Below are 15,587 nucleotides of genomic sequence, written 5' to 3' on the forward strand. Positions count from 1 at the left end.
GCCGCCCTCAGAAGTGGACGGCGAAGCGCGCCATGCCGCGCTGGGACAGGAAATCCTGGCCGACATTGAGGCCGTACTCCACCTTGATCTCCAGATTGTCGCGGGTAACGGCCTGCAATCCGAGGTCGAGATTGCCCAGCACGTCCGGCAGCGGCGTGGTGGTGACGAAGCTGCCGGCAGACAGCGGCGCCCACAGGAAGCGGGCCGTCGTTTGCCAGGCATCGTTGGAGGCGAAGGACGCGCCGAGCGTCATGTAGGGCCGGAGCACCACCCCGTCCGGCAGGTCCATCCGGCCGCCGAACTCTACCGCCGGGGTGGCGACGAAGGTGGTGAGGCTCGATCCCTGCAACGCCAGCTCGGCTCCCGTGCGGCCGAGTTCGCTGAAGCCCGGCATCTCCACGTGAATGAGGTCGAGGTCCAGCCTCGGCCGCACATAGTAGTTGGCGAACGAGAATTCGTAGGATGCCCGCAGCCGGCCGGTGACGTTGTACACATCGGAGTTGCTGGTGGCCTGACCGCCGGCGATGCCGATGGTCCGGGTGTTGTCATAGGAGACCCAGCCGGCGTCCACGGCCGCGGAGAACAGCCAGGGGCCCCACTGCCGCTTCAGGGCGACGCCGATATCGCCGCCGTTGCCGCTCGCCGAGAACCAGCCGCTGGGACTGGAGACCGACGACTGCTGGTAGGCGCCCGACAAGGCGAGGAACCAGTCCGTGGCCAGCTCGTGCTGGACTCCCGCCTGGAAGATCAGGCTGTCGGAGGCATAGCCCTGCATCTGCGAGGTGGTCGTCTGGCCGGTGTGGTCGTAGATGATCCGCGCCCAGGCGCAATTGTCCTCCCGCAGCTGGATGCTCGATGCCACGAACACGGGGCAGCTCAAGGTGCGGTCGAGGAAGGCCTGACTCTCGCCGATGCGCAGTCCCGCCGGGGCCTGGAGCAGTTGCGGGGAGAGCTGGCCCAGCGCGCTCTGGTAGGCCAGCGCCGAATTGATGTCGATGAGGCCGTTGAACACCTTGGACATGCCGCCGACATCGCCGGTGTCCCACACCCGCTGCAGGCTTCCGCCAACGGATGCCTCATTGCCCGACAGCCACACGCCCTTGGGCAGGAAGTGGGCGATGGGGCTGATGGTCAGGGAGGTATCGTCGGCATGCACCGCCCAGCTGTAGGCAAGGCCGCTGTCCTTCGCCACCGCCGTGCTGGTCAGCTGATCCGCGACGAAGATGGTGTAGGAGTCCTTCGGCGCGATGCTGGTCGCGCGCGGATCGATGGTGCCGCTGATGGTGGCCCCGCCGACGACGCGGATCTGGTCGTTGCGGGCCGAGGCGGAATCCACGTCCACCTGTAGAACGCCGTCGGAGCCAAGACCGCCGGCGATGCTGGTGGTGGCGATCACGCCCAGCCCGCCGGGATTGACCGTACCGTGGTTGATGAAGCCCGGAGCGCCCGGCCCCGCACCGAAGGTGGCGGCGAAGGTGGAGGTGTCCCCGGCAGTCTTGACGACCGTGCCGGAATTGAACGTCGCGCCCGCCTCGTTGACGAGCCCGTTGGTGCCGCCGCCGAGATCGACGCTGCCGTTCAGCGTGCCCTTGTTGACCACGCTGTCGTCGCCGACGCCGGCCGCGATGGCCACGCCGCTGAGGCCGGAGACCGTCGCGCCCTGCGCGATGGTGACTGTGTTCTCGGTCCCGCCCGAAAGGACGATGGCAGCGGTGCCCGTGCCGCCCCGCACCACGCCGCCATCGGCGATGAGGATCTGGATCTGGCCGTTTCCGCTCGCCCCGAGGCTCTGCGCGAAGATGGCCGGCGAATTGTCGCCGGTGGCGATGGCGCTGCCGGAGACCAGCACGGTGACAGGCCCACCGGTGCCCGCGCCGCCGGCCGTGCCGAGGCCGACGCCTCCGGCAGTCGCCGCAAGGCCGCCACCGCCGCCGATGGACTGGGCCACGATCACCGGCGCGTTGTCGCCCCGCGTCGTGGCCGTGCCGGTGAGGGAGACGTAGATGGCGCCGCCATTGCCCGAGCCGCCGCCGCTGCCCTGGATGCCGTCCTGGTTCGAGAACACCGCGCTTGCCGCCGAGCCGCCGATGCCGCCGCCGCCACCCACCGACTGGGCGAAGATGGCCGACGCGCCGGTGCCGGAGGTGACGATGGTTCCAGCGGCGAGGGCGTAGATGTTGCCGCCATTCCCGCCCTGCCCGGCCGACCCGCCGAACGCGACGGCGCCTGTCGCGTCGGCCGAAGACGTGCCGCCGATGCCGCCGCCGCCGCCGATGGACTGGGCGAGCACGCCGAACGCATTGTCCCCCGAGGTGCGGATTACCGAGCCGGCGGCGAGATCCAAGGTGACGATGCCGCCCTCACTGCTGCTGCCGCCATCGCCGCCCAGGGTCAGGGCGAGCGAGTGGCTGCCCGATGTCTTGGTGGAGCTGGTCGCGGCGATGCCGCCGCCGCCGCCGATGGACTGCGCCAGAACGCCGATGGAGGCATCGCCCGACGTCTGGATGGTGCCGTACACGTTGCCATAGACCTTGCCGCCGGCGCCGCCCGCACCGCCCGAGGCTCCGAGGCCCACGGTCGCGGAGAAAATGCCGTTGCCGGAATCGGTGGCCACGGTCGAGGCCCGCCCGCCACCGCCGCCGATGGACTGAAGCACCATGCCGTTGGCGAGATCGCCGCTGGTGACGATGGTGCCCTGCTGCGTGACGTTGACGGTCTCGCCCTTGCCCGCCACGCCACCGGCACCACCGAGGGAAAATGTGGCGGTAATGGTGTTCTGCCCGCCGTTGGCGACGTTGTTGGCGACGGATGCATTGCCGCCGCCGCCGCCGATGGACTGGGCCAGAACGCCGTCGGAGCCGTCACCCAGCGTCTGGATTACGCCGTTGATGCCGATGGTGACGTTGCCGCCATTGCCACCGCCGCCGCCCGAGCCGCCCAGACTGGCGGTCACGCTCGCTTTGCCGCCGGTGTCGCCGCCGGAGGACGAAGCGACGGAGGCCTTGCCGCCGCCACCGCCGATGGACTGGGCGAGGATGCCCGCGGAATTGTGCCCCTTCGTGACAAGGTGGGACGTGTCCCCGCTGCCGAACAGGACCTCGACTTTGCCGCCATATCCGCCGCTGCCGCCGCTGCCGCCCACGGTCGCGGACAGGTCGAAGCTGTTCCCGCCCTTGCCGTCTGCGGTGGACTTGCCGGCGCCGCCGACGCCGCCCGAGCCGCCGATGGACTGGGCGACGATGGCATCCGCCGCATCGCCCGTCGTGGCGATGGTCACGGCCCCCGTAGCGGTCACGGAGACCTGGCCGCCATGACCGCCCGCCCCGCCCGTGCCGCCGACGATGGTCCCCACCGCGATCTTGCCGCTGGTGGCATTCTGGGCGCTGCCGGCCGCGCCGCCGCCGCCGCCGATGGACTGCGCCAGGATGGCGCTCGCCCCGGTGCCGGCGGTGAAGATGTCGCCCGTATTGGAGACCGACACCGTGTTGCCGTAGCCGCCCTGGCCGCCGCTGCCGCTGAGGGACAGGGTGACGGCCGCCGTGCCGCCGGTGCCGCTGTTTCCCGTCACGGCGGCCGAGCCGCCGCCGCCACCGATGGACTGCGCCAGGATGCCGTGGCCGAAATCGCCGCTGGTGACGAGCGTGCCGGAATTGTTCACGGTGGTGAGGCCGCCGTTGCCCCCGCCCTTGCCGCTACCGCCGAGGCTGGCACCGAGATTGAGCTGCGCGCTCTGACCCGATGCGGTGGAGACGGTGGACACCGCATTGCCGCCGCCGCCGCCAATGGACTGCGCGACGATGGCGCTGGCGTGGTCGCCGGAGGTCTGCACCCGTCCGGCGTTGACCACGGTGGCCGCGCCGCCGTTGCCACCGGTCGCACCGCTCCCGCCGAGGGTGGCGGAAACATTGGCCGCGTCCGCGCCCGAGGTGGTGGAGGAGGCCGCGCCGCCCTTGCCGCCGCCGCCGCCGATGGACTGCGCGACCAGGCCATTGGAGCCGGTGCCCACGGTCACGATGGCGAAGGCGGTGGCGCTCGGGTCGGCCCCGGTGCCGTTGGTGATGATGGCGGAATAGCCGTTTCCGGCGCTGCCGCCCCCGCCGCCGATGTCCACCGACAGGCCGAGGCCGTTGCCACCCTTGCCGTCGGCCTGGCCCGTACCCGAGCCGGCCGAACCGCCGCCGCCACCGATGGACTGCACGAGAACGGCATCCGCCGCGTCGCCGGTGGTGATGATCCTGCCGCCGCCGCCGGTCGCGGACAGGGTGGCAGTGGCTTGCCCGCCATTGCCGCCCCCGCCGCCGGAACCACCGAGCGCGGCGCCGATGCTGATCTTGCCGGAAGCGGCATTGTCGGCGCTGCCGGCTGCGCCGCCGCCACCGCCGATGGATTGCACGAGGATGCCGGTGGCGCCCTGCCCGGTCGTGTAGATGCTGCCGGAGGTGGAGACCGAGGCCAACTCGCCGTCGCCGCCGCTGCCGCCCGACCCCGCCAGGGTCAGGTTGACGCCTGCCGTGCCGCCATTGGCGGCTCCAGCCGAAGTGCCCGACTTGCCGCCGCCGCCACCGATGGACTGCGCCAGGATGCCGTAGCTGAAATTGCCGAGAGTGAGGATGGTTGCGCCGTTCTCGACGGAGGCGGTGCCGCCCGTGTTGCCGGAGCCGCCGCTTCCGCCCAGCGTGGCGGTCACGGTCGCGTCGGCCTTGGTGCCGTCCGCCGCAGTATGGGAGGCGAGCGCGATGCCGCCGCCGCCGCCGATGGACTGCGCCACGATGCCGGAGGCATGGTCGCCGCCGGTCACGATGGTGCCGCCGACAGTGGTCACATAGGCGCCGCCGCCAGAATTCCCCGAACCGCCGTTACCGCCAATCCCGACCGTCAGGCCGACGGTGGACGAGGAACCTTTCGCGGCGCTTGACGACGTTGTGGCGCCACCCTTGCCGCCGCCGCCGCCGATGGACTGCGCGACGAGACCATTGGAACCGGTGCCGAGCGTGGTGATGGCGACGCCCTGGGTGGTCGCGCTGCCGTTGTTCACCACGACCTTTTCACCCTGGCCGCCGGAGCCGCCGCCGCCGCCAACCGTGACGTCGAGGCTGGCGCTGTTGCCGCCGGCCCCGTCCGCCTTGCCCGAGCCGGCCCCGCCGTTGCCGCCACTGCCGCCGATGGACTGGGCCAGCACGCCGTCCGAACCATTTCCGGTGGTGACGAGGCTGCCGAGCTTGGCATTATACAGGTCGACGGTCACGGCTCCGCCGTTGCCGCCGCCGCCGCCGGTTCCGCCGATCGCCGAGCCGATGGCGAACTTGCCGGTGGCCGCATTGGTGGAACTGCCCGCATTGCCGCCGCCACCACCGATGGACTGCGCCAGGATGCCGACGCCGTCCTGCCCCTCGGTGCGGATATCGCCGGTGCTCGTGACCGTCACCGCTCCGCCGTAGGCCCCCGTCCCGCCCGTGCCGGCGAGGGCGAAGGAGAGGCTCGCGGTCTTGGCCGCGCTGGTCGCAGCGCTCGCGCCCGCCGTGCCGCCGCCGCCGCCCACCGACTGGGCGAGGATGGCATTGGAATGGTCGCCGGTGACGAGGATGGTTCCCGAATTCGTCACGCTTACCTTGCCGCCCTCGGAGCCGGCGCCGCCCGCGCCGCCGAGGGTTGCGGTGATGGAATAGCTGCCGCCGGAGCCCTTGGCGGTGGATGAGCCGCCCTTGCCGCCACCGCCGCCCACCGATTGGGCGAGGATGCCGTTGGCCATGTCACCGCTCGTCCTGATGGCGGCGGAATTGGTCACATAGACATTGCCGCCGTTGGAGCCGGTCCCCCCCGCTCCGCCGAGGGTCAGCGTCGCCGACACCGACTGGCCGCCGGAGGCATGGGAATCCGCTCCCACCGATCCGCCCACGCCGCCGCCGCCCACCGACTGGGCCAGGATGGCATCCGAGAGCTTGCCGGATGTGGTGATCTGACCCGCGGTGGTCACTGTGACGGTGCCGCCGGAATAACCCAGGCCGCCCCCTCCCGCGAGGGATGCGCCGAGCGAGATCTTCGACGAGGCGGCCGCGTTGGAGTTGCCGCCGATGCCGCCGCCGCCGCCCACCGACTGGGCCAGGATGGCGACGGAATCTGCGCCCTTGGTCTCGATGATGGCGTCGGTATTCACCGTGACGTTGCCGCCCGTGCCGCCACTTCCGCCTGTCGCGCCGAGGGTGAGGGTGAGGCCAGCCTGCCCGCCGCTCGCGGAGCCCGCCGCCGCGCCGCCCTTGCCACCGCCGCCACCGATGGATTGCGCCACGATGGCCGAGGCGTGATCGCCGGAGGTCTGGATGTGGATCGGCTGGGCTGAACTGGGCGTGAGGGCCGTGACCGTGACGCTTCCGCCGTTGCCGCCCTTGCCGCCCTTGCCGCCGAGGTCTGCGGAGAGGGTGAAGGACGTGTTGGAGCCCCCTGAAAGATCGGAGGCTTTGGTGCTGCTCTTGCCCGAGGCGGAGCCGCCGGTGCCGCCACCGCCGCCCACCGACTGGGCGAGAATGGCATCCGCATCGGCACCGGTCGTCGCGATCTGCCCGGTGTCGGTCACAGTGACGTCGCCGCCCTTGCCGCCACCACCGCCCTTGCCGCCCAGCCCGACGCTCAGGTCGACGGAGCCGCCTGCGGCATCGGCCGTGCCGCCGCCCGCGGTGCCGCCGCCGCCGCCCACCGATTGCGCAAGGATGCCCCGCGCGCTGGTGCCGGACGTGGTGATGGTGCCGGACTGGATTACCGTCACCGCATAGGCGTTGCCCGCGACATTGCCGCTTCCCCCGGCGCCGAGCCCGAGCGACACGGAGGTCTTGCCGGAAAGAGATGCGGCATTGGACGAGGTGGAGCCCACGCCGCCATTGCCACCGCCGCCGCCGACGGCCTGGGCGATGATGCCGTCGGCGAAATCGCCGGACGTGGCGATGGTGCCGGAATTGTTCACCGTCACCGTGCCGGAATTCTGGCCCGCTCCGCCCTGCCCACCCAGCGTCGCCGAGACCGTCAGGGCGACGCCGCTGGACACGCTGACGCCGAGCGCGCTCGCATCTCCGCCGGTTCCGCCGCCCCCGCCGATGGACTGCGCCAGGATGCCGGTCGAGCCGGCGCCGGAGGTCTTGATGGAGCCGGTATTGGTGGCGCTGGCGGCCATGCCGATACCGCCGTCCCCGCCCGAGCCGCCCACGCTGGCGTTGACAGTGACCGACCCTTCGACGCCTGCGGAAATGGCGTTGGCGGCGGAAGAACCGCCATTGCCGCCGCCGCCGCCGATGGACTGCACCACCATGCCCATGGAATCGAGGCCGCTGGTGACGATCTGCCCTGAATTGGTGACGGTGACGTTGCCGCCGTTGCCACCGCTGCCGCCCGATCCGCCCACCGCCGCCGCAACCGCGACATACAGGCCGCCGCTCTGCGACAGCCCGCTGCCGCCCGAACCGCCACCGCCCCCCACCGACTGGGCGAGAATGGCGGACGCGCGGTCGCCCGTGGTGACGATGCCCGCTGAGTTCGTGACGGTGACCGTGCCGCCGGAGCCACCGGACCCGCCGGAGCCGCCGATGGTCAGGGCCGCGCCTTCGACGGTGTCGGCCACCGCCTTCCCGCCCGCGCCGCCGCCGCCGCCGATGGACTGGGCCAGCAGGGCCGTGGAATAGCTGCCAGACGTGACGATGGTGACGGTGCCCGGCGCCACACCGGAATTCGTCACATAGACGTTTCCGCCATTGCCGCCGCTGCCCCCGCCGCCGCCGATGGCTGCGGACACGCCGACACCGACGCTCATGGTGCCGCCGCCGCGCCCGCCCCCGCCGCCCACGGACTGCGCGACCACACCGAGCGAATTGTCGCCGCTGGTGACGATCGTTCCCGAATTGTAGAGCGCGGTCTTCCCGCCGTCTCCGCCCGACGCGCCCTGTCCGCCGAGGGATGCGACACCGCCCGCGCCCCCGCCGTTGCCCCCGCCCCCGCCGATGGACTGGGCCAGAACACCGTCCGAGAACTTGCCGCTGGTGGTGATGACGCCGTAATTCTTGGCGGTCGCTTCCGCACTGCCGCCGGTGCCGGACGTGCCTGAATTGCCGACGGAGCCGCCGACGGCGACACACCCCGCGGCGACGTTTGAGCATCCGCCCACGATGAGGTTGCCGCCACCGCCGCCCACCGACTGCACGAGCATTCCGTGGGCGTAATTCCCGGTGGTGGTGACCGTCCCGGTGTTGATGCCCGTGGCGTTCGCGCCCGCGCCGCTGACGGCGCCGTTCCCGCCCATGGAGACGAACACCGCATCTGCCGAGCCGCCGTTGCCGCCACCGCCCGCGACGGATTGCACCACGATGCCGACCGAGCCATTGCCGCTGGTTGAGACCGCGCCGCCGGAGTTCAGATAGACGTTGCCCGCGGCGCCGCCCGGGCCGGCCACGCCGCCGGAGCTGCTGATGAACCCGCCCACGGACGCGCCGTTCGCGCCGGTGCCGCCGAGGCTCTGCGCGACGATGGCGTTCGAGGCATAGCCCGAGGTCTTGACGGTCGATCCGCTTGCGATGGTCACATTGACAACGGTGCCACTCGCAGCACTTCCGCCCGTGCCGCCGCTGCCGCCGGTCTCGTTGAGCGATTCATCAGCCGGCGCCCCATTGCCGCCCGCCCCGCCGTTGGCGGAAACGAGGATGCCATGGGCCTCATCGCCGCTTGTGGAGATGGTGACGCCGTTTTGGACCGTGACGGTAGCTGTGCCGCTCGTGCCACCCGTTCCGCCGTTGCCGCCGAAGGCCTCGGCGGCGGCATTCGCCTTACCGCCGTAGCCGCCCGCGCCGCCATTGGCAAACACCATGATGGCCGATGCGGAGTCGCCCGTGGTGGTGATTTGTGACTGCTGCTGGACGGTTACGGAGACGGTCCCGCCATTGCCGCCTACGCCGCCGTTGCCGCCCCAGGATTCGGAAAAGCCGCCGTCGCTGAAGCCGCCCTGCCCGCCGGTCCCGCCATTGGACAGGGCAACGATGCCGGATTGGGCCGAGGAGACGGTGCCGGAGACCACGACGGTAACACTTCCGGCATTGCCACCGCTGCCACCAACCTCTCCGGTTGCATTGGCAAAAGTGGAATCGGCTTCTGCGGCCGAGCCTCCTGCTCCGCCCAGGGAGACGGCAATGAGGCCAACTCCGCCCTGACTTGTCAGGGTGGCATTGGCAAGGGTGACGCTCACCGTCCCGCCGTTCCCACCCGCGCCGGCGGAGCCACCTTGAGCCGCAGCCAGGGTGTGGACATAGCCGCTGTCCCCGCCAGCGCCACCTACCGAGACCGCGCTCACGGCCGCACCGCTGCCGCTGACAATTGTAGACGAGGTCACCGTTATGGACGCGCTGCCGCCGTTGCCGCCGTTGCCGCCGTTGCCGCCGTCCGAATTTGCCGTGCCATAGGCTTTACCGCCGACGCCGCCGACGCCGCCGATGGTCGAGATGATGATGCCGCCGGCCTGGGACGATAGATTGGAACCGGAGACCGTGATGGTGATGGCGCCACCATTGCCGCCTGTTTCGCCCGCACCGCCATACGCTTGGCCGAGGTTGCTGAAACCGTAGCCGCCGGCTCCTCCGGCGCCGCCCATCGAGGCGGTCGAGACCACCGTGCCGGTCGTCTGGTTGGCCGTAACGCCGGTCAGCGTCGCCGTGAATACACCGCCATCGCCGCCCGTCCCACCCGGGCCGCCCGTGCCCGTGCCGGTGCCGTGAAGGACCTTGCCATAGCCGCCCGATCCGCCAACGCCACCCTGTGTTGAACTATTGATGGCGTAGGTGCTGGTCGATCCCCCGCTGATCGTGATGGACGTGGCTCCGACGGAAGCTCCGATGCCGCCGGAGCCGCCCGTGGCGCTTTCAAAGTCGTAACGTGTGTTGGACCCGTTCGAACCGCCCGAGCCCGTTATCGTCTGGCTGAAGGGCATCGTCACCACGGTCTGCGCCGCTGCCGACCGGACCGCGACGGGCGCGGCGACCAATGCGAGGCTGCACAGGGTTGTCGTGAGCGCGGTGGACAGAAGCATCCGCGCCGTGGAGGCGCCATACACGTTCGATGCCGTCGCCCGCGGACCACGGTTCAGCGCAATCCCATCCCCAGGCATTCCCGCCCCCAGCAAAGCCTACGGTAGGATATTGTTGTCCTGGGGGTGAAAGCGCAACCGTTGGAGATGGCTCGCCCACCAAAAAGCCGCCGCCAGAGGTTGCGTGGCTAAAGGACCGAAAGGGACGCCTACGGGACTATCACGACCACGCAGGCGCCTTTCTCAGTGCGGTGCGCTCATATCCGAAACCTGGTTCCGGGCGGGGGAGAACCCTGCGGCGCGCCCGCGAAGCACTGGGTGTTCTCCATCCACGTCTGCGCCACGTCCCCCACCCCGTTGAGGCGAACATCCTTGATGTTGCGCACTTGCGTGACAACTTGGCAGAACGCCTCCGCGGAGCCGGAGATGATTTCCAAATGAGACTGAGGTCCCCACCGCCAGATCTCACCCGACGGACTTGTCAGAGCAACATGAGGAACGATGGCCGGAACCTCCATCTTGCCAACGCGGAAACTCCAGCCGAACGTGCTGACCCCAAGCGCCGCAATGCCCTTGATCCTGTCCCGGCTTATTCTGTCCACGCCCAATATGTCGTACACGGCCTGCGCATGTGCCCAGGTTTCCTTCAGGCGGGACGTTATCAGGGAGCGGACGCTCATTTCCCGCCCCGCCCAGACCGCTCTCATGGACGGATTGATATCCGACCAGTGCGCGCTGATCGCGGTCGCTGTCGCCAGCCACTCGACCCGCAACCGATCGCCCACGAGGGCTTCACCGAGCTTGCGGTCGTGATCGATCTCTTCTCCCGCCGCGTCGTCGGCTGCCGGAGACCTTGTCCCACAGAAAGGCTTCGTCCTCCCAGCTGTTCTGCCGCCCCTTCACCACCTCGACGAATTCGCGAGCGCGGCCGGTCTGCGCGGTCAACGTGGGGATGTGTTCGACCAGGTTGAAGGTGCGGGCCTCCTCCCCGCCGGAGGAAGTGACGAGGTTCCACGCCGCGCGGGCGCGCCGCCCTGGACGGTCGCCCACGCCTGCAGGTGGCCTTTGCCCTCAGCGCAGGCCGAAGCCGAGCGCCGTCAGCGCGTCGCGGATGCGGTCGCGGCCGGCGAGGGACGAGGCGCCGCGCACGCGCGGGAGGGCGGCGGCGATCCAGCCGATCTCGGGGATGTTCTGGCCCTTCTGGAACGCCTTCAGCGCCGCCTCGTAATGGTCCAGGGCGTCCTGTGGCAGGCTCGCGTCATAGCGCTCGCGGTGGAGCACGAGGCGCTGGGGAATGCGCGGCTTCACATCCGCCGGCCGGTCGGGATCGGGATGGCCGATGGCGAGGCCGAACACGCCCACCACGTTGGGCGGCAGGCCCAGCAGTTCGGCCAGTTCAACTGGCCGGTTGCGCAGCGCGCCGAGATAGACGCCGCCGAGCCCGAGGGATTCCAGCGCCACCAACGCATTCTGCGCCGCCAGAGCGGCGTCGATGAAGCCGACGAACAGGGTTTCCAGAAAGCCCAGCGCGTCGGTCGGGTGGGCGTTGCGGCGGCCGATCTCCTCCAGCCGCGCGAGGTCGGCGAGCCACACCAGCACCAAAGGCGCCTCGACGACATGCTTCTGCCCGCCGGCGATCTCGGCGAGGCGTGCCTTGGTGGCCGGGTTCTCCACCGCCACCACGCTGAAGGTCTGGAGGTTGGAGGAGGACGGGGCGGATTGCGCCGCCGCCACCAGCGTCTCCAGCAGCCCCTCCGGCAGCGGCTCCTGCGTGAAGGCGCGCACGCTGCGATGGCTCAGGAGGCCGGCGATGGTGTTGTTGAGGAGGATGCCGCCCGGCGCCTCGGCCGCGCCGTAGCGGGCCTCCAGCAGGGCGCGTGCGGCCGCGGCTTCATCGGGCGCGAGGGTGGCGCCGGTGGCTATGTCGGTCATTCAGGGCAAGCTCCGTGGGACGGCGCCGCGAACGGCGCCCAAATGCGATCAGGCGGTCTCGATCAGGCCGTGGCGCGCGGCTTCTCGACGGCGACGGCTCCCGCATTCCGGCGGAAGCCGGCGGCGGGGTGCGTGTCGGGCAGGAGGGGACCGCGGCGGAACAGCTTCTCGCGCAGGGTACCCTCATCGTAGGACGTCTTGTAGACGCCGCGATCCTGAAGCTCGGGCACCACGAGATCCACGAACGAGGCCAGCGTCTCGTGGGAGACGAGGCGGTTGAGGTTGAAGCCGTCCACGTCCGTGTCGCGCACCCAGGAGATGATCTCGTCCGCCACCTCGCCGGGTGCGCCGACGATGAAGGGCGCGCGGGCGCCGGTGGCGGAGAGGGTGGCGAGGTCCTTCACCTTCAGCGGCTCGGCGCTGCGCAAGGTGAGGTTTTCCAGCGTGGACTGGATGGCGTTGCTCTTCACGTAGGAGATGGCCTCCTGCGGATCGAGGGTGGAGAGGTCCACGCCGGTCCAGCCGGAGAGCAGTGCCAGTTGCCCGGCCGTGTCCACATACTGGGCATATTCGGCCAGCCGGTCGAAGGCCTCGGCCCGGGTGGGCGCGACGATCACCGTCGCTCCGGGGAACATGCGGATGTCGTAGGGATCTCGCCCGAAGCTCGCCGCCGCCGTGCGCACCGCGCGCACCGCCTCGGCGAGGATGGGGCGGGTCTGGCCATTGAGGAAGATGGCCTCCGAATGCTTCGCCGCGAACAGCCGCCCGCGGCCCGAGGTGCCGGCCTGATAGAGTACCGGCGTACGCTGGGGCGAGGGCTCGGCGAGCTGGATGCCGTCCACATGGTAGTACGGCCCGTCGTGGCGAATGCGATGCACCTTGGCGGGATCGGTGAAGATGCGGGCGGCGCGGTCGCGGCGCACGGCCCCCTCCTCCCAGCTGCCCTCCCACAGCTTGTAGACGGCGGCGAGGAAATCCTCCGCCGCCTCGTAGCGCGCATCATGATCGCGGTTCGCCTTGTCGCCCATGCCACGCGCGCCGCTGTCGAGATAGCCGGTGACGATGTTCCAGCCAACGCGACCCTGGGTGAGGTGGTCCAGCGTCGCGAAGCGTCGGGCGAACTGGTAGGGGTGCTCGTAGGTGAGGTTGGCGGTGACGCCGAAGCCGATGTGCTTGGTGGCGTGCGCCATGCTCGGCACCACGAGGGCGGGGTCGATATCCGGCGTCTGCGCGGCGGAGATCAGGGCCGCATCCGGGCTGTTGCCGTAGACGTCATAGACGCCAAACACGTCGGCGATGAACACGCCGTCGAACAGGCCGCGCTCGGCCGTCACCGCAAGGTCGATCCAGTAATCGAGGCTGTTGTAGTCGAAGGCGCGGTCGCGCGGATGTGCCCACAGGCCGGCCCAGGTGTGGCCGGGCGAGGCCATGTTGAAGGCGTTGAAGCGGATGTCGCGGTTAAGGGGTTTCGTCATGTCAGCCTCGCTCAGCTGTAGAGCGGGGTCGGCGTGATGACGCCGTTGAGGGCGTAATTGCCCACCTCGCGGGATTTGTAGACCACCGGATCGTGCAGGGTATGGGTACGGATGTTGCGCCAGAAGCGGTCGTAGCCGTAGTGGCCGGCGGTGGCGCGGGCGCCCATCAGCTCGAAGATGCGGGAGGTGATCTCCAGCGCCGTGCGGCTGGAATGCACCTTGGCCGCATAGATGGCCGCGGCGGCGACGTTGCGATCGTCGGGGGTGATGGCATTGCCCAGCGCCGTTGCCGCCTCGAAGCGCACGCCGGCCACGTCCGCCAGGGCGGTGGAGGCGCGCAGCTGCACGTCGAGATTGCCGTAATGCTCGAGAATGTAGGGATCGAGCCGCGCCTTCTCCACACCGGAGGCCTGCCATGGGCGGGAGACTTCGCGGATATAGCGGTTGGCCTCGGCCAGCGCGCCCTTGGCGATGCCGATGTAGAAATTGACGATGAGCAGCTGGTGGAACGGCACCACCAGGCTCGTGCGCGGCGGCGGCGGGGCGGCGGGATCGCCGAGGATCTCGTCGCGCCCCACCTTCACGTCGGCGAAGGTGATGGTGCCGCTCTCCGACAGGCGCTGGCCGAAGGCGTCCCAGTCGTTGCCGTGGGTCACGCCCTCCCGGTCGCCGGGCACGACGAGCACGGCGAAGCCGTCGCCCAGCTGCGCGCGCAGGGTGATGCGATCGGCGAGCGCGGCATTGGAGGCGAAGGTCTTGCGGCCGGTGAGGCGATAGAAATCCTCCACCGGCACAAGGCGCGATTCCGGATCGCGCGGGTTGGAGGCACCGCCCCAGAACCAGCGCCCGGCCACCGAAGCCCGCGCCAGCGCCGCCGCCTGCTCGGGGCGCGCCCGCCACAAGGCGTTGGTGAGGTGGAGATAGTGATAGGCGAGCAATTGGGCGATGGAAGCATCCGCCCGGCCGATCACCCGCACGGCGAGGAGCGCGTCGGTGAACGATCCGCCGCCCCCGCCGTGCTCGGCGGAATAGAGCAGTTCGAGCAGCCCCGCCTCGCGCAGCAGCGCGAGCTCGCGCCGGGGCGAGGCGCCGGTGCGGTCGCGCTCGGCGGCGTCTGGGGTGAGCGCATCGGCGACGCTTTGGGCGCGGGCGATCCAGTCGGGCCGCGCGGGCGCAGCCGGGGCGAGGGACAAATGGGACGGACGGGCGGCGGGCGGGTTCATGGGTCACACTCCTCGATGGGGTTCGGCAGGGGCGCTCACCAGGTGGGGATGAGGCTGCCGTTGAACTTGGCGAGGGTGAAGTCCTTCACCGGCTGGGAGCGGTAGACCGCGATGAACTTGGCGATGCGCGGGTCATCCTTGCGGTCCTCGCGGGCGGCGAAGACGAGGGTGAAATAGGGCTTGGCCTCCTCCAGCGTGGTCTCGGCCAGAAGCGCGCTCTTCAGCTGGAGGCCGGCGAGATAGGCGTAGTTGGAGGAGACGAACGCGGCGGCCACGTCGTCCAACGAGCGCGGCAGCTGGGCAGCGTCGATCTCCACGATCTTCAGGTTCTTCGGGTTCTCCGCCACGTCGAGCACGCTGGCATAGAGACCCGAGCCCGGCTTCAGCTTGATGAGGCCGGCCTTCTGGAACAGCAGAAGCGCGCGCCCGCCATTGGTGGGATCGTTGGGAATGGCGATCTTGGAGCCGGCCGGGATGTCGGCGAAGCTCGTGTACTTCTTGGAATAGAGGCCTGCCGGCACGAGGATGGATTCATCCAGCGCGACGATGGTGTAGCCGCGCGTCTTCACCTGATTGGCGAGATACGGCCGGTTCTGGAAATTGTTGAGGTCGATGTCGCCGGCCTGCAGCGCCGCATTGGGCTGGTTCCAGTCGGTGAACTCGATGATCTCCGCCTTCACCCCCTGCTCGGCCGAGAGCTTCGCCGCCTCGCGCAGGATGTCGCCATAGGGACCGGCCGAGACGCCGATCTTCAGGGGCTTGTCGGAGGCCGGGGCCTGCGCGTTTGCGCCCGTTGCGAGCGTGAACAGGGCGAGGCTGGAGACGACGAGGGCCGCGAGGGAGGAGCGGAAGCGGGAGGTCATGGATCTGTCCTCGGTCAGGATCTGGCGGAAGGGCGCACGAACC

Annotated in this window: 7 protein-coding genes; all 7 read right to left on the bottom strand. The window is 70.1% G+C overall.

Annotation, left to right across the window (positions count from 1 at the left end; translation table 11 throughout):
- Positions 1-7: 7 nt before the first annotated feature.
- On the bottom strand, positions 8-10,132 hold the full coding sequence (locus EJ105_RS18885; protein WP_250167556.1) for an autotransporter outer membrane beta-barrel domain-containing protein: 10,125 nt from the start codon (positions 10,130-10,132) through the stop codon (positions 8-10).
- 176 nt (positions 10,133-10,308) lie between these two features.
- Positions 10,309-10,836, bottom strand: coding sequence for a maleylpyruvate isomerase family mycothiol-dependent enzyme (locus EJ105_RS18890; RefSeq protein WP_250167557.1), 528 nt, complete (start codon positions 10,834-10,836; stop codon positions 10,309-10,311).
- Between the two features lie 7 nt (positions 10,837-10,843).
- Positions 10,844-11,101: a hypothetical protein gene (locus EJ105_RS18895; protein WP_250167558.1), complete on the bottom strand. Its 258-nt coding sequence runs from the start codon at positions 11,099-11,101 to the stop codon at positions 10,844-10,846.
- Positions 11,102-11,122: 21 nt separating this feature from the next.
- Positions 11,123-11,983, bottom strand: coding sequence for an NADPH-dependent oxidoreductase (locus tag EJ105_RS18900; protein WP_250167559.1), 861 nt, complete (start codon positions 11,981-11,983; stop codon positions 11,123-11,125).
- 62 nt (positions 11,984-12,045) lie between these two features.
- The gene (locus EJ105_RS18905) at positions 12,046-13,458 is read right to left on the bottom strand and encodes an LLM class flavin-dependent oxidoreductase (RefSeq protein WP_250167560.1); all 1,413 of its coding nucleotides are present in this window, start codon (positions 13,456-13,458) and stop codon (positions 12,046-12,048) included.
- Positions 13,459-13,469: 11 nt separating this feature from the next.
- On the bottom strand, positions 13,470-14,681 hold the full coding sequence (locus EJ105_RS18910; RefSeq protein ID WP_250167561.1) for an acyl-CoA dehydrogenase family protein: 1,212 nt from the start codon (positions 14,679-14,681) through the stop codon (positions 13,470-13,472).
- Positions 14,682-14,716: 35 nt separating this feature from the next.
- Positions 14,717-15,544 (bottom strand): MetQ/NlpA family ABC transporter substrate-binding protein, encoded by an 828-nt coding sequence (locus EJ105_RS18915; RefSeq protein WP_250167562.1) that lies wholly within the window; start codon positions 15,542-15,544, stop codon positions 14,717-14,719.
- Between the last annotated feature and the right edge of the window lie 43 nt (positions 15,545-15,587).

The organism is Xanthobacter aminoxidans, from assembly GCF_023571765.1.
GTDB classification, from domain to species: domain Bacteria; phylum Pseudomonadota; class Alphaproteobacteria; order Rhizobiales; family Xanthobacteraceae; genus Xanthobacter; species Xanthobacter aminoxidans.